Annotated in this window: 18 protein-coding genes and 2 tRNA genes; 17 read left to right on the forward strand and 3 right to left on the reverse strand. The window is 40.8% G+C overall.

Features of this window, described 5'->3' with window-relative positions; all coding sequences use genetic code 11:
* Positions 1 to 62: 62 nt before the first annotated feature.
* From purR to V1500_RS00355, 16 genes are all read left to right on the forward strand, one after another.
* The gene (gene purR, locus V1500_RS00280; RefSeq protein WP_409303634.1) at positions 63 to 881 is read left to right on the forward strand and encodes a pur operon repressor; all 819 of its coding nucleotides are present in this window, start codon (positions 63 to 65) and stop codon (positions 879 to 881) included.
* Positions 882 to 929: 48 nt separating this feature from the next.
* On the forward strand, positions 930 to 1304 hold the full coding sequence (locus tag V1500_RS00285) for a RidA family protein (RefSeq protein ID WP_409303636.1): 375 nt from the start codon (positions 930 to 932) through the stop codon (positions 1302 to 1304).
* Between the two features lie 291 nt (positions 1305 to 1595).
* Positions 1596 to 1886 (forward strand): septation regulator SpoVG, encoded by a 291-nt coding sequence (gene spoVG, locus V1500_RS00290; RefSeq protein WP_409303638.1) that lies wholly within the window; start codon positions 1596 to 1598, stop codon positions 1884 to 1886.
* Positions 1887 to 2229: 343 nt separating this feature from the next.
* A complete protein-coding gene (gene glmU / locus V1500_RS00295) occupies positions 2230 to 3603 on the forward strand; it encodes a bifunctional UDP-N-acetylglucosamine diphosphorylase/glucosamine-1-phosphate N-acetyltransferase GlmU (protein ID WP_409303639.1) in 1374 nt (457 codons plus the stop codon).
* Between the two features lie 15 nt (positions 3604 to 3618).
* Positions 3619 to 4572 (forward strand): ribose-phosphate diphosphokinase, encoded by a 954-nt coding sequence (locus V1500_RS00300; RefSeq protein ID WP_409303641.1) that lies wholly within the window; start codon positions 3619 to 3621, stop codon positions 4570 to 4572.
* Between the two features lie 303 nt (positions 4573 to 4875).
* Positions 4876 to 5646 (forward strand): 50S ribosomal protein L25/general stress protein Ctc, encoded by a 771-nt coding sequence (locus tag V1500_RS00305; RefSeq protein ID WP_409303643.1) that lies wholly within the window; start codon positions 4876 to 4878, stop codon positions 5644 to 5646.
* A gap of 362 nt (positions 5647 to 6008) precedes the next feature.
* Positions 6009 to 6569 carry an aminoacyl-tRNA hydrolase gene (pth, locus tag V1500_RS00310; RefSeq protein ID WP_409303644.1) on the forward strand — a complete coding sequence of 187 codons (561 nt, stop codon included), beginning with the start codon at positions 6009 to 6011 and terminating at the stop codon, positions 6567 to 6569.
* Between the two features lie 105 nt (positions 6570 to 6674).
* Positions 6675 to 6905 (forward strand): anti-sigma-F factor Fin family protein, encoded by a 231-nt coding sequence (locus V1500_RS00315; protein WP_409303645.1) that lies wholly within the window; start codon positions 6675 to 6677, stop codon positions 6903 to 6905.
* A gap of 74 nt (positions 6906 to 6979) precedes the next feature.
* On the forward strand, positions 6980 to 10558 hold the full coding sequence (mfd, locus tag V1500_RS00320; protein WP_409303647.1) for a transcription-repair coupling factor: 3579 nt from the start codon (positions 6980 to 6982) through the stop codon (positions 10556 to 10558).
* Positions 10559 to 10828: 270 nt separating this feature from the next.
* Positions 10829 to 11365 (forward strand): stage V sporulation protein T, encoded by a 537-nt coding sequence (gene spoVT / locus V1500_RS00325; RefSeq protein WP_409303649.1) that lies wholly within the window; start codon positions 10829 to 10831, stop codon positions 11363 to 11365.
* A 148-nt stretch (positions 11366 to 11513) separates the two neighbouring features.
* On the forward strand, positions 11514 to 12986 hold the full coding sequence (gene mazG, locus V1500_RS00330) for a nucleoside triphosphate pyrophosphohydrolase (RefSeq protein WP_409303651.1): 1473 nt from the start codon (positions 11514 to 11516) through the stop codon (positions 12984 to 12986).
* Positions 12987 to 13025: 39 nt separating this feature from the next.
* Positions 13026 to 13292: an RNA-binding S4 domain-containing protein gene (locus V1500_RS00335; protein WP_409305871.1), complete on the forward strand. Its 267-nt coding sequence runs from the start codon at positions 13026 to 13028 to the stop codon at positions 13290 to 13292.
* 73 nt (positions 13293 to 13365) lie between these two features.
* Positions 13366 to 13674, forward strand: a complete 309-nt coding sequence (gene yabP / locus V1500_RS00340) for a sporulation protein YabP (protein ID WP_409303653.1) — start codon at positions 13366 to 13368, stop codon at positions 13672 to 13674.
* An 8-nt stretch (positions 13675 to 13682) separates the two neighbouring features.
* The gene (gene yabQ / locus V1500_RS00345) at positions 13683 to 14303 is read left to right on the forward strand and encodes a spore cortex biosynthesis protein YabQ (RefSeq protein WP_409303655.1); all 621 of its coding nucleotides are present in this window, start codon (positions 13683 to 13685) and stop codon (positions 14301 to 14303) included.
* A gap of 10 nt (positions 14304 to 14313) precedes the next feature.
* On the forward strand, positions 14314 to 14700 hold the full coding sequence (locus tag V1500_RS00350; protein WP_409303657.1) for an FtsB family cell division protein: 387 nt from the start codon (positions 14314 to 14316) through the stop codon (positions 14698 to 14700).
* 78 nt (positions 14701 to 14778) lie between these two features.
* Positions 14779 to 15228: a S1 domain-containing RNA-binding protein gene (locus tag V1500_RS00355; RefSeq protein WP_409303659.1), complete on the forward strand. Its 450-nt coding sequence runs from the start codon at positions 14779 to 14781 to the stop codon at positions 15226 to 15228.
* A gap of 280 nt (positions 15229 to 15508) precedes the next feature.
* On the opposite strand, the gene V1500_RS00360 is transcribed toward V1500_RS00355, so the two are convergent.
* The 3 genes from V1500_RS00360 to V1500_RS00370 form a co-directional block, all read right to left on the reverse strand.
* Complete coding sequence (locus V1500_RS00360; protein ID WP_409303661.1) at positions 15509 to 15691, reverse strand: hypothetical protein; 183 nt, start codon at positions 15689 to 15691, stop codon at positions 15509 to 15511.
* 296 nt (positions 15692 to 15987) lie between these two features.
* A tRNA-Glu gene (locus tag V1500_RS00365) sits at positions 15988 to 16059 on the reverse strand.
* A gap of 80 nt (positions 16060 to 16139) precedes the next feature.
* Positions 16140 to 16213, reverse strand: a tRNA-Met gene (locus tag V1500_RS00370).
* A 329-nt stretch (positions 16214 to 16542) separates the two neighbouring features.
* Between V1500_RS00370 and spoIIE the strand changes: the two genes are divergently transcribed.
* Positions 16543 to 19011, forward strand: a complete 2469-nt coding sequence (gene spoIIE, locus V1500_RS00375) for a stage II sporulation protein E (RefSeq protein ID WP_409303663.1) — start codon at positions 16543 to 16545, stop codon at positions 19009 to 19011.
* The last annotated feature ends 45 nt before the right edge of the window (positions 19012 to 19056 follow it).

The raw sequence follows: 19056 nt of genomic DNA on the forward strand, positions 1-19056 counted from the left end.
TTCCGTACATTAATGTAATATTATCTATAAATATTCGGAATTTGTAGACAGGAGGAGGAATCATGAAGTTCCGTCGCAGTGAAAGGCTGGTTGATATGACCAATTTTTTATTGGATCATCCCGGCCAATTAATATCTCTTACCTTTTTCTCTGACAAATATAGTTCGGCAAAATCTTCCATCAGTGAAGACTTGACTATAATCAAGGAAACTTTTGAGCAGCGGGGCATTGGAACTCTTCAAACCATTCCAGGCGCTGCAGGCGGCGTAAAATATATAGTCGACATCAAAGAAGAAGAGGCCAGGCAGTTTATTGAAGAACTTTGTTCTGTTATGTCCAGTCCCGATCGGCTTCTGCCGGGGGGCTATCTATACATGAATGATATATTAGGGCGACCTCAGATGGTCAATAAAATAGGCAGGATCATAGCGGCATCTTATGCAAATAAGAAGGTAGATGTGATTATGACCATGGCTACAAAAGGAATCCCGCTTGCTTATTCAGTAGCGAATCACCTTAATGTGCCTGTAGTCATTGTCCGGAGAGATAATAAGGTTACTGAAGGCCCTACGGTCAGCATTAACTATGTATCGGGTTCTTCGAAAAGGATACAGACTATGGTACTGTCAAAGAGAAGCCTTGCAACAGGTTCCAATGTTTTAATTGTCGATGACTTTATGAAGGCAGGCGGCACACTTAAAGGTATGGTCTCCCTGCTGGAGGAATTTGATGCAACAGTCTCTGGAATTGCGGTACTGGTGGAATCGGAGAATACCGAAGAACGCCTGGTTGATGATTACCTATCTTTACTCAAGCTTGCCGATATTGATGAAAAAGACCGTAAGATCCACGTCACATTCGGAAATTATTTTAGTTCGTAGGTTACTAAATATAAAATATATATATTGTTCTATTAGGAGGAGAGTCATGTGAAATATGTGTATACAAATGAAGCCCCGGCTGCAATAGGACCTTATTCCCAAGGGATTGTTGTTAATAACTTGTTTTTTAGCTCGGGACAGATTCCACTTACAGCATCGGGAGAGATGAATACAGGCACTGTACAGGAACAGACGCATCAGGTATTCAAAAACTTACAGGCTGTACTTAAAGAAGCAGGGGCATCTCTTGACACTGTTGTAAAAGCAACCGTGTTTATCAAGAATATGGATGATTTTGCGGCTATCAATGAAATTTATGGAGAATATTTTAATCAACATAAACCTGCAAGGTCAACCGTAGAAGTAGCACGTCTTCCGAAGGATGCACTGGTGGAGATAGAAGTAATTGCGCTCGTTAAATAACGGGCTTTTTTTTCTGTGTCTATAAAAAAGGCAAAAAGGAAGAATAAAATGAAGAGGATTTGGACAAAAAGTGTATTATCAGTTACAAACAGTCATTTATTTTATACGTTTTATGGCATGCGAAAATGAATGAAACATTGTTTTATAAGGCTTTTTTTTGACAACGTTTTCAAATCCGAAAAAATCTTCCGTTATTTTAAAAAAATTTACGGTAAATAGAAGGAAAAAAGAACCATACTGTTGAATATGTAAATTAAGTTTTTAACAAGCAAAAAAGGTGGTGAACATACAATGGAAGTAACTGACGTAAGATTACGCAGGGTGACTACTGATGGCAGAATGCGTGCTATCGCCTCTATTACTTTGGACAATGAATTTGTTGTTCATGATATTCGCGTAATAGACGGAAATAATGGTTTATTTGTGGCCATGCCTAGCAAACGTACTCCGGATGGAGAATTTAGAGATATCGCTCATCCGATTAATTCCTCCACGCGTGGGAAAATCCAGGAAGCTGTTTTGGCTGAATACCATCGATTAGGAGAATTAGAAGTCGAATTAGAAGAAGCGGGAGCAAGCTAAGCTTATCTAATCTTTCGAGCATCAGGAGCCTACTTCCAAAGTAAGGCTCTTTTTATATTGCGCAGAAAGGATTTTTTCTGGGGTAAAATTTTGTAAACCCTCTGAATCCAAATTATTTATACCCCTTTTAAACCCTCTCAAACCATATCGGTAAAATAAATTCCGGATTTTCACAAATGTTTTCACGAAGGATAACACATATATAACTGTAAAATACTATTACTTACTAATTTACATCATTGTATATCTGACAAAAAATTGTACTTTTTGCTGTTGCCTTGAAAACATTCCGCATTTAAGATAATATTTTTAATGGATAAAAAGGTGTAAATGGAGGCCTGTTATGAGTAATCGCTATGCAATTATTTTGGCAGCGGGGCAAGGTACTAGGATGAAATCAAAACTTTACAAGGTTTTGCATCCTGTTTGTGGAAAACCTATGGTACAACATGTCATGGACCAAGTCAACAACCTTAACATAGAAAAGATAGTTACGATTATTGGACACGGTGCTGAACTTGTAAAAGAACAGCTGGGAGATAGCTGTGAGTATGCTTTACAGGAAGAACAGCTGGGAACGGCGCATGCGGTTATGCAAGCAGCGCAGCAATTAGCTGGATTGGAAGGCACAACGTTAGTAGTGTGCGGCGACACTCCACTGATTAAAGCTGAGACAATGGATGCTCTAATCAAGACGCATGAGGAGGCTCATGCCGCGGCCACGGTGCTGACTGCTGTTACCGAAAATCCTGCTGGGTATGGAAGAGTCCTTCGGAATGCGGAAGGCCATGTTGAGAAAATTGTGGAACACAAGGATGCAACCGAAGAAGAAAGACAAGTAACGGAAATTAATACAGGGACATACTGTTTTGATAATAAAGCCCTGTTCTCCGCACTTCAAAATGTCTCGAATGAAAATGCACAGGGAGAATATTACCTTCCGGATGTGATTGAGATACTGAAGTCAGCTGGGCATATTGTCACAGCTTCCCGGACTGAGGATTTTGAGGAGACGCTTGGCGTGAATGACCGTGTCGCCCTGTCACAGGCGGAAGCCATCCTCAAGAAGCGAATCAATGAAATGCATATGAGAAACGGTGTAACAATCATAGATCCCTCTAACACTTATATAGAGACTGGGGTGACGATTGGGCGGGATACTGTTATTCATCCAGGATCTATTATAAAAGGGGAAAGCATAATCGGGGAAGATTGTGTAATCGGGCCACATACAGAAATAAAAAATTGCGAGATTGGTAACAGCTCCACCGTCCGACACTCTGCAGCTTTTGAGAGCATAATTGGTTCATATGTAAACATAGGCCCCTTTGCGCATATCCGTCCTGATTCAGACATAAGGGACAAAGCAAAAATCGGCAATTTTGTAGAGATAAAAAAGGCGGTTATTGGGGAAGGCAGTAAAGCATCACACTTAAGTTACATCGGGGATGCCGAAGTTGGCAATGATGTAAATATAGGCTGTGGTTCTATCACTGTAAATTATGATGGTAAAAATAAATATTTAACCAAAATCGAGGATCATGTATTTATCGGATGTAATTCGAATCTTGTTGCTCCAGTTACAATAGGCAGAGGCGCTTATGTGGCCGCGGGCTCTACGATTACTGAGGATGTACCAGAAGATGCATTATCCATTGCCCGAGCTCGTCAAATCAACAAAGAAGATTATGTGCAAAATCTAAAAATTAACGAATAACCCTGGAGGTTCAGCATGTCGAATCAATATCTTGACCCAAATTTAAAGGTGTTTTCTTTGAATTCCAATCGCAAGTTAGCAGATGAAATAGCTAAATCGATTGGAGTAGAGCTTGGCAAATGTTCCGTAACACGTTTTAGTGATGGGGAAGTTCAAATCAATATTGAAGAAAGCATCCGAGGCTGTGATGTATTTGTCATCCAATCGACAAGCGGACCAGTAAATGAACATTTGATGGAAGTATTGATTATGATTGATGCTTTAAAGCGTGCTTCAGCAAAAACGATAAACATCGTTATGCCTTATTATGGTTATGCCCGTCAGGATCGCAAAGCACGTGCTCGTGAGCCGATCACTGCAAAGCTTGTGGCCAATCTTCTTGAGACGGCGGGAGCAACCCGCGTAATTACTTTAGACCTTCATGCTCCGCAAATTCAAGGTTTCTTTGACATCCTGATCGATCACTTGATGGGTGTACCTATTCTTGCGGATTATTTTAAGCAGAAGAATCTTACCGATATTGTTATTGTCTCTCCTGACCATGGAGGGGTTACCCGGGCCAGAAAGATGGCTGACCGCCTAAAAGCACCAATTGCAATTATCGATAAACGCCGCCCTCGGCCAAATGTAGCAGAGGTTATGAATATTGTAGGCCATATTGAGGGGAAAACAGCCATTTTAATCGATGATATAATTGATACAGCAGGAACGATTACTCTTGCTGCAAATGCGCTCGTAGAAAATGGGGCAGCAGAGGTATATGCTTGCTGTACACACCCTGTTTTGTCAGGTCCGGCCATCGAGCGAATCCAAAATTCGAAAATAAAAGAGCTTGTAGTAACAAATACAATTGCCCTTCCAGAGGAAAAGAAGATCGACAAAATTGTCGAGCTTTCTGTCGCTCCATTGATTGGTGAAGCGATTATCCGTGTCCATGAAGAGCAATCTGTCAGTACGCTTTTTGATTGATTAATAAATGTCTGTTAACGCAGGCCTTCCAGACTGTAGGCAAACGCGATGAAAAATCGGGCTTGTCTACAGTCTTTTTAATTTGCGGATTAGCTTCTGATAAATCGATTATTTAATAATGTTCTGATATGAAAACCTGCTGATTTTTGTTGCAGACCCGAAGATTCCTTCGGGAGCAGCGCCACGGGAGAGACCCTTTGAGGTGCGGCAGTAAAGAGGAGGCTCACCTCCCGCCCTGGGGAAAGCGAACCGCCTGGAACGAAAGTAAGCCATCCACGTAACAGGCGGCGGTTTCTACATGTATTGGAATTAATTTTCGTCAGCATTGCATTCGGCGGAACTGCCATTAAGTTGGCGCCGCAATCAGAAAATTATAGGGTTTATTCTTCTCCAAAATGGGAATATACAACAATGGCATTCATTCCAAAAAGGGAAGGTGTTGTTGTGATGACTAATATACTTGTAGCAAAAGAAAGGGCAGAGTTCCGCCGCTCTTACCTCAATCAATTAAAGGCTGCCGGAGAATTGCCTGCTGTCGTATATGGGAATGAACAAAATAGCACACCAATCTCAGTCAGCAATGCGGAATTTCAAAGATTAATCAAAGAGGTTGGACGTAACGGCATTATTAACCTGCAGTTAACGGGACAAACACATAATGTGATGCTTACTGATTATCAGCGTGACCCTTTGAAAAACGAAATTTATCATGCGGATTTCCTAATTGTAAATATGGATGCCGAAATGAATGCTCAGGTCCGGGTCATTCTCGACGGGGAATCGGCTGGTGAAAAAGACGGAGGAGTCCTTCAGCAGTCCATGCATGAGGTAGCGGTTACAGCCAGGCCAAAAGACATACCGGAAGTTATTGATATCGATGTGACGAATATGCATATAGGAGACGTAGTTACTATAGGTGATATAAGAAGCAAGTTTACAGTAGCATTAAATCATGAAGATGAAGAAGTAGTAGCTTCTATTTTGGCACCAAGATTAGAAACTGATCCTGAGCCAGCAGAACCTTCTAATGATGAACCACAATCCGATTCAGATGCAGATAGTTCCGAAGCATAGTCGTGCCGATTAATATGATATAATAAGCGTAACCTTTGTGGTTGCGCTTTTTTATTGCATCCCGGGTTGATGTATACAGGCGTATGTCTGAGATAACGCTATGTGGTACGGACTGAATTAGTAAGTTACAATGCAGTCCATTAGCTGTTGAAGGGATAAAAAATAGATGTTTTTCCTTAGGACTTGAGCCGCTTGTTTTGTATATATTCTGAAGCTAAAATTTTATATGTCATTAGAAAATTGACCCTTTAAAGGTATATATTTGTCAAAATTGGCCTCTTTGAAGAATATATATACAATATGCGTTCATTCGTCCTGCGTGTGCTAGCGAACAGCGGATACATGATAACGGAGTGTGGACAATGAAGATAATTATCGGTTTAGGAAATCCGGGAAGGCAATATGAAAAAACGAGACATAATATTGGCTTTGAAGTAATAGATGCCTTGTCGGATAAATGGAACATACAGCTGGATCAAGCTAAGCATAAAGGGATATATGGAACCGGAGTCAAAAATGGGGAAAAGATACTGCTGCTTAAACCGCTGACATATATGAACTTATCTGGTGAATCCATTGCAGAGGTGATGAATTTTTATAAAGCGGACCTGCAAGACATCGTGTTGTTATACGATGATCTGGATCTCCCGGTAGGAAAAATTCGTCTTCGGCAGAAAGGCAGCGCTGGTGGCCATAACGGCATAAAGTCTGCAATAGCCCATTTAGGGAGCCAGGAATTTAACCGCATCCGTATTGGAATCGGCCGCCCTGCTGGCAGAATGCCTGTTACAGATTATGTGTTAGGCAGATTTACACAAGAAGAGTGGAATGAGATGGGCAAAGTAATTGAAAAAACAGTGGATGCCTGCGATGATTGGATACAGAGACCTTTTTTACAAGTCATGAACGATTTCAATAAATAATAATGGTGCACCTGAAGAAATAGAGATTTTGCTTGTTCCTGAATAAGGTCCCTGTTAATTTGTGCATACTAAATGTAACAAGCACATATTAGGGGGTTTACGACAATGGCTCTCCATTACAGCTGCAGACATTGTAACGCGAATCTTGGGACAATCCAGGAGCCAACACTGGATGCTACGGAATTAGGGTTTCACCGGCTTACTGATGAAGAGCGCCAGGAGATTATTTCATACGATTCCGCCGGTGATGTTCATGTAAAGGCGATTTGTGAAGATTGCCATGAAGCATTCCAAAGGAATCCAGACTTGCACCAGAATGATTATATAATCCATTAAGCGTGAAAGAAGCTTTGGAACAATCCAAAGCATTTTTCCGTTTGTTTTGGTTTGTCATATAACTGGAAATATCCATGCAGAATCTGAAATTAATTACTTTGTCGAAAGGAGGAGCTAGGTTGAATCTACTGCAGAGCCTATTCTCGACTCATGATGATGTTCAATCTTTAATAACTGGTATTGATGAAGGCTTAAAAGAACAGCTTGTAGCCGGTCTATCAGGTTCCTCAAGGTCAATTCTGATTTCATCTCTTTATGCCGAGACGAAGAGGCCACTACTAGTTGTGACCCATAATCTTTTGCAGGCCCAGAAATTGCAAGAGGATCTAAATAATTTTATTGCGGAAGACGAGTTATATATATATCCAGCAAATGAATTGATTGCTGCCGAGTTAAGTGTGGCCAGTCCGGAATTGAGAGCCCAGCGTATTGAAGCTTTAAATTACTGGTCGAGGTCCCAAAAAGGAATTGTAATTGTTCCTATACCAGGCCTCCGGAAAATGCTTCCGTCTAAGTCAATCTGGCAGGAGCATCAAGTTACTCTTACATCGGGGGAGGACATCGACCTTGATGTAGCCTTGAATCATTTGATTTCAATGGGGTATACCCGATCAGAAATGGTTTCTTCTCCTGGTGAGTTCAGTTTAAGAGGCGGAATAATTGATATTTATCCTATCACTGAGGCCAATCCAGTCCGAATTGAATTATTTGACACAGAAATTGAATCAATACGCAGTTTTTCTGTCGAGGATCAAAGATCCATTTCTAAATTATCATCTGTTCTCATAGGACCAGTAACAGAAGCATTGTTGGATCACGAGCAAATCCAGCGCATTATTGAGAATCTGGAAAAGGGATTAACCGAAAGCCTGAAAAAAATAAAAAATGACCATGCGAAGGAGCAGCTTCTTCAGAATGTAAGTCATGAACTTGAACAATTAAGAAATGGGATGGTGCCGGATTCCATAGGCAAATATCTCAGCCTTGCCTATGATAAACCGGCTAGTTTAATAGATTATTTGCCAACTAACGGCATTGTGATCCTTGATGAAATTGGCAGAATCCAGGAAGTAAACGAATCTTTAGCGAAAGAGGAAGCAGAATGGTATACAGACCTATTAGGAGAGGGAAGGATTATCCATGATGTAAAGCTCTCCCACAAGCTGCCGGAGTTGATGGCAGCCTCCAATCGGCCATTTGTTTATCTCTCACTATTCTTGCGTCATGTGCCCCATACCAGCCCGCAAAACATTCTTAATTTTACATGTAAGCAGATGCAGAATTTTCATGGTCAAATGAATGTTTTCAAAACCGAAATAGAACGCTGGAAAAAAGGGAAGTATTCTGTAGTTTTATTGGGTCCTGATGATGAAAGAGTTAGTAAGTTAACGAGAGTCCTCGATGATTATGAAATTGAGGCTGCCGAACTTTCTGAATCCAGTAATATTCTTCCTGGCAAAATCCAAATAATGAAGGGCAGCTTAAACACTGGATTTGAACTCCCGATGCAAAAGCTGGCAGTCATAACAGAGCAGGAATTGTTTAATAAGAAAACAAAGAAGACTATTCGCCGTCAGAAGCTTTCAAATGCTGAAAGAATAAAAAGTTATTCGGAGTTAAAGGCGGGCGATTATGTTGTACATGTCAACCATGGGATTGGTAAATATCTTGGCATTGAAACCCTGACAATCAATGGTATTCATAAAGACTATCTCCATATCAGGTATCAAGCCGATGATAAGCTGTATGTACCCGTTGACCAAATAGATCTGGTGCAAAAGTATGTTGGATCTGAAGGAAAGGAACCGAAGCTATACAAACTCGGAGGCAGTGAATGGAAGCGTGTGAAGAGCAAGGTTCAATCTTCGGTCCAGAATATTGCCGATGATTTAATCAAATTGTATGCAGAACGTGAAGCGGCAAAAGGGTATGCATTCTCTCCTGATGGGGATTTACAGCGGGAGTTTGAGATGGCATTTCCCTACAATGAAACAGATGACCAGGTCCGATCCATTACGGAAATCAAAAGAGATATGGAACGGGAGCGGCCTATGGACCGCCTGCTATGTGGAGATGTAGGATATGGAAAAACTGAGGTCGCGATCAGGGCTGCATTTAAAGCAATCATGGATGGCAAGCAGGTAGCATTTTTGGTACCAACTACTATTCTGGCACAGCAGCATTATGAGACTTTGCGGGAAAGATTTCAGGATTATCCGATTAAGATAGGGCTATTGAGCCGCTTCCGCAGCAGGAAAGAGCAGACTGAAACTACCAAGGGTTTAAAAACGGGTGCGGTCGATATCGTTGTTGGTACCCACAGACTGCTTTCAAAGGATATCATCTATCGGGATTTAGGCTTGCTCATCATTGATGAAGAACAGCGATTCGGAGTAACCCATAAAGAAAAGATCAAACAGTTAAAGACAAATGTGGATGTGTTGACGTTAACTGCCACCCCCATTCCCAGAACCCTGCATATGTCGATGCTAGGTGTGAGGGATTTATCTGTTATTGAAACACCTCCTGAAAATCGCTTCCCGGTCCAAACATATGTCATGGAGTACAACGGGGCATTGGTAAGAGAAGCAATCGAAAGAGAATTAGCACGAGACGGCCAGGTTTACTTCCTATACAACAGGGTAGAAGATATAGCAAGAAAAGCAGAAGAAATTTCCATGTTAGTCCCAGACGCACGTGTCACATACGCTCATGGCCAAATGACAGAGCAGGAATTAGAGTCTGTCATGTTTGGATTTCTTGAAGGGGAATACGATGTCCTCGTGAGTACAACGATTATCGAAACCGGCGTGGATATTCCAAATGTCAACACCATTATTGTGCATGATGCAGACAGGATGGGACTTTCCCAGCTTTATCAGCTGCGTGGACGAGTAGGCCGTTCTAACCGTGTTGCTTATGCCTATTTCACGTACCGCAAGGATAAAATCCTAACAGAGGTAGCTGAAAAAAGGCTTCAGGCAATTAAAGAGTTCACAGAGTTGGGTTCCGGATTTAAAATCGCGATGCGTGATTTATCCATTCGCGGCGCCGGAAATTTATTGGGGGCAGAACAGCATGGTTTTATCGATTCTGTTGGCTTTGATTTATATTCTCAAATGCTGAAGGAAGCGGTTGAAGAGCGGAAGAGCGATGCACCAATCGATAAAAAACCTCAACTGGAAATTGACCTTGATATAGATGCCTATATTCCTGATTCTTACCTATCGGATGGACACCAAAAGATTGAGATGTATAAGAGGTTTAGAGGCGTAACCACCTTAGAAGAGCTTGAGGAGCTGCAAGAAGAAATGCTCGACCGTTTCGGAGAATATCCTGATGAAGTTGCTTATTTGTTCTTAATTGCAGAAACTAAGGTATATGCCATTCAGGCGGGCATTGACAGCATTAAGCAAGCAAAACAGGATATCACGATTCTCATCTCAGAACAAGCAAGCGGCCATATTGATGGCCAAAAGGTATTTCAATTAGGTTCTAAGTATGGACGTATGGTCGGTTTGGGCATGGAGGGCAACAGAATGAAACTGGTATTGCATACAAAAGGGACATCGGTTGATAAATGGCTTAATATCCTTTTCGAACTTATTAAAGGGCTTCAATTTGTAAAGAAAGCAAACCAAACTACTGCCTAATAATTCCTTTCATCATTTACGGGCCAGTATGTGATTGAGGTTTTGTGCAGGATTTGCAGGCACTTGCTACAAAGCGGGCACAAAATTCAATTATCAATCGGCGCCCAGATCTGGCAACTTCTTAGCAATAAGAAAAAAATAGCTCTAAATGTATAGAAGTTTCCATTAGAAAAATAATAAGTTTAAGAAAAGAAGGCAATGATTCTAAATATAGGGTGAGAGAAAACAGCACCGAAAAAAATCAATTAGATGAAAGTGAGGCAACACAAGATGAAAGCAACTGGTATTGTTCGCCGAATTGATGATTTGGGAAGGGTTGTAATTCCAAAAGAAATACGCAGAACACTTAGAATCCGTGAGGGAGACCCACTGGAGATTTTTGTGGATAGAGACGGGGAAGTTATATTAAAGAAATATTCACCAATCAGTGAATTAAGTGATTTTGCCAAAGAATATGCTGAAGCTCTTTACGATAGTTTAGGCAACCCAGTGCTAATTTGTGACCGTGACACGTTCATAGCTGTAGCAGGGGGCTCGAAAAAAGAATATTTAAATAAAAGCATAAGTGAACTGGTCGAAAAGATCATGGAAGATCGCAATTCTGTATTAGAAACACAAAAGGATCAAATTTCTTTGGTTGATGGAATAGATGAAGATGTTAAATCATATACCGTAGGGCCAATTGTAGCTAATGGTGACCCAATTGGAGCTGTCGTGATCTTTTCAAAGGAAGGCACCCTCGGTGAGGTAGAACAAAAGGCAGTAGAAACAGCGGCCGGATTCTTAGCAAGACAGATGGAATCGTGATATACGGCTGGCAAAAACGTGATTAGGGCAGCTTGTTGCTAAGGCTGCTCTTTTTCTTATGGAAAAGTTGGTGTTGAATTGTGTTATAATACAACGGAATTAAATATTGATAATAGCCTTGAGTAAAGAATAGGAGGCCATACATACATTGACACATATAATAAACGTGATTGGCCTGGGGGCTGGAGACTTGGACCAGCTGCCTCTGGGTATCTATAAAAAACTAAAACAGGCACAGAATTGTTTTGTCCGGACAATTGACCATCCGGTAATAAGCGAATTGGTAAAAGAGGGAATCACTTTTACAAGTTTCGATTCGACATATGAAAAGCATGACAGTTTTGAGAAGGTTTATGAAGAGATTGCTGAAAGCCTGCTAAAAGAGGCAAATCATGGCCCGGTTATTTATGCAGTACCCGGACACCCCATGGTTGCAGAGAAAACGGTTCAGCTGCTAATTAACAATGACAAAGGCATTAAGGTAAAGGTCGAAGGAGGACAGAGCTTTCTGGATGCGCTGTTCACGGCATTAAAAATTGATCCAATAGATGGGTTCCAGCTTCTCGATGCTACAGCACTTTCCAGGGATGAGATTCAAACAACCCAACACATCATTATTGGACAGATTTATGACGCCTTTATAGCCTCTGAGGTCAAGCTCACTCTTCTGGAAAGGTTGCCAGCGGAGCATGATGTATATTTGGTTACCGCTGCTGGAAGCGAGGACGAAGCAATAAAAAAACTTCCATTATTTGAGCTGGATAGGCAAATGTCCGAAATCAGCAACCTAACCAGTCTTTATATTCCTCCGTTAAAGGAGGAGGAATATCGTTATAAAGAATTTTCCAAGCTGAGGGAGATTATTGCTGAACTAAGGGGACCAGGAGGATGTCCGTGGGATAAGAAGCAGACTCATGAAAGCTTAAAGCCATTTCTTATTGAAGAAGCTTATGAGTTGATTGATGCAATCGATGAAGCTGATGATGAAGGAATGATTGGCGAACTGGGGGATGTTCTTCTTCAGGTGATGCTTCACTCGCAGATCGCTGAGGATCAGGGAATATTTACGATCGATGATGTTATAGAAGGGATCACTTCCAAGATGATACGCCGCCATCCTCATGTATTTGAAAATGCCGCAGCTGATACTGCTGAGGATGTAAAGGTAAATTGGCAAAAAATAAAGGACATGGAAAATGCGGGGAAACCGAAAAAAGAATCGTTGCTGGATGAGGTCGGCAAGTCACTCCCAGCACTAATCAGAGCATATGAAATACAGAAGCGGGCAGCAAAAGTTGGATTTGATTGGACCGATGTTTCTGATGCATGGGAAAAGGTTAAAGAAGAAATACAGGAAGTAGAAGCAGAATTTCCTGACAGTCATACTAAACAAAATAAGAATTTGCACAGTGAGCTGGGTGATTTGTTTTTTGCCCTGGTGAATATAGCAAGGTTCCATGGCATACAGCCGGAAGAAGCCCTCCATTCGGCGAATCGAAAGTTTTATAAGCGATTTGCATATATAGAAAGCCGAGTGGAAGAAGCTAACAAGCCATTCTCTGAATTCAGTCTGGATGAACTGGATCAATTCTGGAATGAGGCTAAAGCAAAAGGATATTAAATATCTGTATATACATATAAAGGGGAGAATAACATGTCCATGAGGCTCGATAAATTTTTAAAGGTTTCCCGGCTTATTAAACGCCGGACTCTGGCTAAAGAAGTTGCAGACAAAGGGAGGGTTTCCGTTAACGGTCAGGTGGCTAAAGCGAGTTCCACTGTTAAGGTCGGTGATGAATTATCCGTCCAGTTTGGCCAGAAAAAAGTAACGGTTGTTATTGACAAAATTGTAGAGACAACCAAAAAAGAGGAAGCAGCCAATATGTATACGATTGTAAAAGAAGAAAGGTTGTCAGAGGATTCATAACAAGTGAGGCTTGTTCTAATTTTTCATATTGACACATATATTAGTACAAATTGTGTTAATGTGAGGGATGAAAATGAACCAATATTATGACCCGGCACAAAACAATCCAAAAGGATCGATCCAGGAACACGATGTTACAATGAGAAGCCGCCGCTTATTGGAGATAACAGGCGTAAAGCAGGTAGAAAGCTTCGACAATGAAGAATTTTTACTGGAAACAGTGATGGGTTTTCTATCGATTCGCGGCCAAAATCTACAAATGAAGAACTTGGATGTGGACAAGGGAATTGTATCAATCAAGGGAAAGATTTACGATTTGATATACCTTGAAGATCATTCTGGAGACAAAGCCAAAGGATTCTTTGGTAAATTATTCAAATGACATTATCCGTGCAATTTTATACATTGATTGCGATGATAGGTATGGGCAGTTACTTTGGTGCTGCCCTTGATACTTATAACCGTTTTTTAAAAAGGTCCACTCGAAAGGGCTGGATTGTTTTCATCAATGATTTTCTGTTTTGGGTTGTTCAGGCACTTTCAATTTTTTATGTATTGTTTCTAGTAAATGAGGGAGAGCTTCGTTTTTACTTGTTTCTGGCTCTGCTTCTTGGGTTTTCGGCATATCAGGCTCTTTTAAAGCGTATCTATACCGCATTATTGGACAAACTGATCATGCTTTTTATTGCAGCAGCTAATTTTATTGCTAGAACCATACAGGCTTTAATTTTTCGTCCGATAAAATGGATGTTGGCTACACTGATCTTTATAATCCTGGGGATTGGGAAAGCAATATTTTCATTACTTAAAACCTTTATCAGGCTTATTCTTTCTATAATTTGTATTTTAGCAGGACCTTTGTTGTGGATTTTTAAAGAATTTTGGGATTTTTTGCCGAAATCTGTTACAAATGTAGTCGCTAAGTTTTATAATGAATGTAAAGGAATTGTCTCAGGTACCAAGAACTTAATTAAAAATGTTATTACTAAATGGAAAAATAAATCCGGATAGGAGTGATTAAATGAGTGGCCTCAGGAAAAAGAACGTGGCAAAAATAGAATCCTCATATGTCATGCAGCATGAAAAGAAAGTACAGACTGTGGAAAGAAGAAAACGTGGGCTGGTTCGCCGTCTTACTTTGTATGCAGTCTGTGCCGCAGTGATTTCTGTCCTGGCCGTTTCAATGTTAATCACTCAAGCTTCCACTTTGAAAGAAAAGGAGCAGGAAAAAGAGGAGCTCCAGCATAATCTTGCGAAGTTAGAAAAGAAAGAAACACTCCTTAAAGAGGAAATAGTAAAACTCAATGATGATGACTATATTGCGAAGCTTGCTCGAAGGGATTATTTCTTGTCTGATAAAGGTGAGATTATATTTAATCTACCTAAAAAGAAGGAAGACAAGGACTAATATTGACACTGTTTTTTTCCTTTCGTTATAATATAGGGTGAAGTGATTTTTACATTTCTAAGGAGGAACATTTTTTTTATGTCAATCGAAGTAGGCAGCAAGTTACAGGGAAAGGTAACAGGTATTACAAATTTTGGTGCGTTTGTAGAACTGCCGGAAGGGTCAACAGGACTTGTTCATATCAGTGAAGTTGCTGACAACTATGTAAAAGATATTAACGATCACCTAAAAGTGGGTGACGAGGTCGAAGTAAAAGTCATCAATGTTGAAAAAGACGGTAAAATTGGGTTGTCAATTAAAAAAGCAAAAGACCGTCCTGAAGGTCAATCCTCTTACACACCACGCCCGCGCCAAGGAAGAGGGAACGATAATCGTTCAAAGGACTTCCGTTCAAAGGGGAACTTTGCTCCCAAGGAAAACTTTGAACAAAAAATGGCCCGTTTCTTGAAAGATAGTGAAGACCGCTTGTCTAGCCTTAAGAGAAGCACCGAGACCAAACGAGGTGGAAGAGGAGGCAGACGCGGATAAACTGCTGCTGAAAATATTGTTCCGAAAATTTTTCTTCAGAAAATTAACACATAGATAAATGGCAGGCTCTCAGGAGTCTGCCATATTTTATTTTATAAAATGCTTAAGCACCTTCATTTTTTCTGTTACAAGATAGTCAACGTTAATTAAAGCAAGAACTAATGGTATTAGAGCGTTTACTTTTAAAACCACTATCTGGATATGAAATGCAACAAATTCTTTAAACCAGCCAAACAGATAAAAATGGAGGGAATATTACCAGGTTTAATCTATCGTGATTTTAAGAAAATGGGTATAGAGGGGTTGGTGCAGTTGAGAATTGGAACGAATGAGCATACGGGCCATAGAGCCAAGGCAGTTTATATGATTGAATAACAAGGAGTAGAAGAATTTCGTAAATCATTAATCGGATCCCTGCAATCTTCATCTGTCCATTTGCCAATGCTGCTCTTTCTTTTTTCATTGAAATACTCAACGGCTGAAACCATACAGGGATAAAAGTGTAAAAGCTGTTCTAGAAAGAGATTTGGCAGAGATGAAAATGGGGAGAAGCAGGAAGGTCAAGCAAAAATTTAATCTTTGAAGCCAATTGCGTTTAAGAATATGTATGACCATTATCAATTACAAATCAAATTCCTCTATGAACTGGAAGAATCTTTAACTTGCTGCCACAATAGATACACTGCTACTAATAGAAGAGATTCAAGATGAATGAAAAAAACTCCCCCTATATGGCGAGGGGGAGTTTCTGTTTGTTTATGACCCGTACGGGATTCGAACCCGTGTTACCGCCGTGAAAGGGCGGTGTCTTAACCGCTTGACCAACGGGCCAAAGAAATAATGGGCAGACCGCATTCAGCTATATTTATTTACCACGCTATTGATAGCGTTGCATGTAAATCTGACAATGATAGCGGCGGAGGGGATCGAACCCCCGACCTCACGGGTATGAACCGTACGCTCTAGCCAGCTGAGCTACACCGCCAAAAGCTGTTTTTTATGAAAAACACAAGTAATATCATACCGATTATAAAAATAATTGTCAACGATTTTATTCTGTTTTGTCGTTTCAAATTCTAAACAAAAATATTCCACCTTTTATCCTCAAAAATAAGCTAAAATGTTTTCTAATTTTCCCGTAAGTCAAGAAATTTGCTCAAATATATCTTCAAAATCATTAAAATTGTGTTTTGTATTGAGTATATGAGCGGAATTACGTCGAACATTTCTTCTTTGCTCTCACAAGATTTTGACAAACTTATGACCGAGCTGAATCTATAATGGGACACATCTTACTGAATGGGGTGGTTCTATATGGAAAAGGTAGAAAGAAATATAATCGAACCCATTGCTAAATTACAAATAAGCCAAGCGAAAACCAATGCATTTAACTGGTTCAGCCAAGCGCAAGCTAAGATGGAGGCTGTATTTTTAAAACGGGGACTGATACTAGCGTTGATCGGTTTTATGTTGGGACGGGCCCTGATTCTTTCTCAACTTGCCCCATTTGCTCTTCCCTTCTTTGCTGCTGTTTATCTGACAAGGAGAGAACGTGCGCCGCTTACATTGGCAGGCTTGATTCTAGGCTCATTGACGGTCCATTTTTCAAACGGGATTGTGCTTGCTGCCTCTGCGTTCTTATTTATGATATTTTACAAACTTAAGGAACCTGATACAGAAAAACAATACATGACCATATCAACCTATGTCTTCACATCTATGATACTTGTAAATCTTGCAGAACAATATATCCGCTATCGCAGCATGGTTTTATATGATGGATTAATGATCGCAGTTGAAGCGGGTATGGCCATGATCCTATCACTTATATTTATACAGTGTATTCCGCTTTTGGCTGTCAAAAAAAAATCGCAGGCGTTGAAAACCGAGGAAATAATCAGCATCATCATTCTGCTCGCTTCTGTTATGACGGGCACGATTGGCTGGGTTGTATACGACTTATCCATAGAACATATTTTGTCAAGATATCTTGTCCTATTGTTTGGGCTTGCGGGAGGCGCCGCCATCGGCTCTACAGTTGGAGTAGTGACTGGATTGATTTTTAGCCTCGCCAACATCTCCAGTTTATATCAAATGAGTCTCCTCGCATTTTCGGGACTCCTTGGGGGCTTATTAAAGGATGCAAAAAAAACAGGGGTATCCTTTGGCTTATTAATTGCGACTTTATTAATAGGATTATATGGTGATGGTCCCCAAAATATCACAATTACACTATATGAATCAGGAGTCTCCGTCCTTCTGTTACTGTTGACCCCCGCGTCACTGATTACAAGCATTGCGAGGCATGTGCCTGGTACGCTTGAATATACGAATGAGCAGCAACTATATATGAGGAAAATGCGTGATGTGACGGCCCACAGAGTCACTCAATTTTCAAATGTCTTTGAGGCGTTGTCAAATAGCTTTTCACAAATAGATGAACAGGGAATGAAAGAAGAGGATGAGAGAGAAGTAGATTATTTCTTGAGCAATGTCACTGAAAAGACGTGCCAAATATGCTTTAGAAAAGAGCAATGCTGGTCCAAGAACTTTAATACAACTTATGACAGCATGAAGGAAATGATGTATGAAATGGATGGAAATAATGGACAGCTCTCTTCTGCTACAGCAAAGGAATGGGAGAAGTACTGTACGCGCAGCCCTCAGGTGATATCCGCAATTTCAACCCAATTGACTTTCTATCAGGCGAATCAGAAGTTAAAAAAGCAAGTAAAGGAAAGCAGGAAGCTAGTAGCTGACCAACTGAGGGGCGTTTCGGCCGTAATGGAAGACTTTGCGAGTGAGATTCAAAGAGAAAGGGAAAACCACCATCATCAGGAGGAGCAAATTCACCAGGCAATCCAGGAATTTGGGCTGCAGATTGGCCATGTGGAAATATACAGTCTTGAGCAGGGGAATGTGGATATCGAGATGAGTGTTCCATACTGCCATGGCCGTGGTGAATGCGAAAAGCTCATTGCGCCGATGCTTTCAGATATTTTAGGGGAATCAATCATTGTGCATTCAGAGGAGTGTGCGGTATATCCAAGCGGGCAATGCCATGCAATTTTTCGTTCGGCCAAGAAGTTTACAGTTGAAACAGGTGTCGCGCATGCTGCGAAGGGAGGAGGCCTTGTTTCGGGCGACAGTTATACAACCATGGAAATTGGTTGTGGAAAATATGCGATTGCGATTAGTGACGGAATGGGTAATGGAGAGCGTGCTCATTACGAAAGCACGGAAACACTGAAGCTTCTTCAGAAGTTCCTGTTATCTGGAATAGAGGAAAAGATTGCAATAAAATCGGTGAATTCCGTACTTTCCCTCCGTACCACTGATGAAATTTTTTCTACTTTGGATTTGGCTATGATCGACCTACAGGATGCAAAAGCCAGGTTCTTAAAAATTTGTTCCATTCCTAGCTTCATTAAGCGTGGTGATAAAATAATCAAGATCGAAGCAAATAATCTGCCGATGGGGATGATTCAAGATTTTGATGTGGATGTGGTGTGCGAGGAACTGAAAGCAGGCGACTTACTCATTATGATGAGTGACGGGATATTCGAGACAGAGCATCTGGACAACTTTGAATTCTGGATGAAAAGAAAACTGAAGGAAATTCAGATTGATGAGCCTCAGGCAGTCGCCGATCTCATCCTGGAAGAGGTCATTAGAGCCAGAGGCAACATCGATGATGACATGACGATTGTTACGGCAAAAATAAAGCATAATATTCCTAAATGGGCCTCCATCCCGGTTAACTCCTATCGCAAAAGAGCGTAACAGGACACTTGTATAATTTTCCCCCGATTGGTCAAGGATGGGTAA

This window comes from Peribacillus sedimenti (genome assembly GCF_046237635.1).
Classification (GTDB): Bacteria; Bacillota; Bacilli; order Bacillales; family DSM-1321; genus Peribacillus; species Peribacillus sedimenti.

Excerpts from the sequence above, each read along its gene's own strand:
- purR (WP_409303634.1), top strand. The coding sequence starts at position 63 with ATGAAGTTCCGTCGCAGTGAAAGGCTGGTTGATATGACCAATTTTTTA.
- spoVG (WP_409303638.1), top strand. The coding sequence starts at position 1,596 with ATGGAAGTAACTGACGTAAGATTACGCAGGGTGACTACTGATGGCAGA.
- glmU (WP_409303639.1), top strand. The coding sequence starts at position 2,230 with ATGAGTAATCGCTATGCAATTATTTTGGCAGCGGGGCAAGGTACTAGG.
- V1500_RS00300 (WP_409303641.1), top strand. The coding sequence starts at position 3,619 with ATGTCGAATCAATATCTTGACCCAAATTTAAAGGTGTTTTCTTTGAAT.
- pth (WP_409303644.1), top strand. The coding sequence starts at position 6,009 with ATGAAGATAATTATCGGTTTAGGAAATCCGGGAAGGCAATATGAAAAA.
- V1500_RS00315 (WP_409303645.1), top strand. The coding sequence starts at position 6,675 with ATGGCTCTCCATTACAGCTGCAGACATTGTAACGCGAATCTTGGGACA.
- mfd (WP_409303647.1), top strand. The coding sequence starts at position 6,980 with ATGCAGAATCTGAAATTAATTACTTTGTCGAAAGGAGGAGCTAGGTTG.
- spoVT (WP_409303649.1), top strand. The coding sequence starts at position 10,829 with ATGAAAGCAACTGGTATTGTTCGCCGAATTGATGATTTGGGAAGGGTT.
- V1500_RS00335 (WP_409305871.1), top strand. The coding sequence starts at position 13,026 with ATGAGGCTCGATAAATTTTTAAAGGTTTCCCGGCTTATTAAACGCCGG.
- yabP (WP_409303653.1), top strand. The coding sequence starts at position 13,366 with ATGAACCAATATTATGACCCGGCACAAAACAATCCAAAAGGATCGATC.
- V1500_RS00350 (WP_409303657.1), top strand. The coding sequence starts at position 14,314 with ATGAGTGGCCTCAGGAAAAAGAACGTGGCAAAAATAGAATCCTCATAT.
- V1500_RS00355 (WP_409303659.1), top strand. The coding sequence starts at position 14,779 with ATGTCAATCGAAGTAGGCAGCAAGTTACAGGGAAAGGTAACAGGTATT.
- V1500_RS00360 (WP_409303661.1), bottom strand. The coding sequence starts at position 15,691 with ATGAAAAAAGAAAGAGCAGCATTGGCAAATGGACAGATGAAGATTGCA.
- spoIIE (WP_409303663.1), top strand. The coding sequence starts at position 16,543 with ATGGAAAAGGTAGAAAGAAATATAATCGAACCCATTGCTAAATTACAA.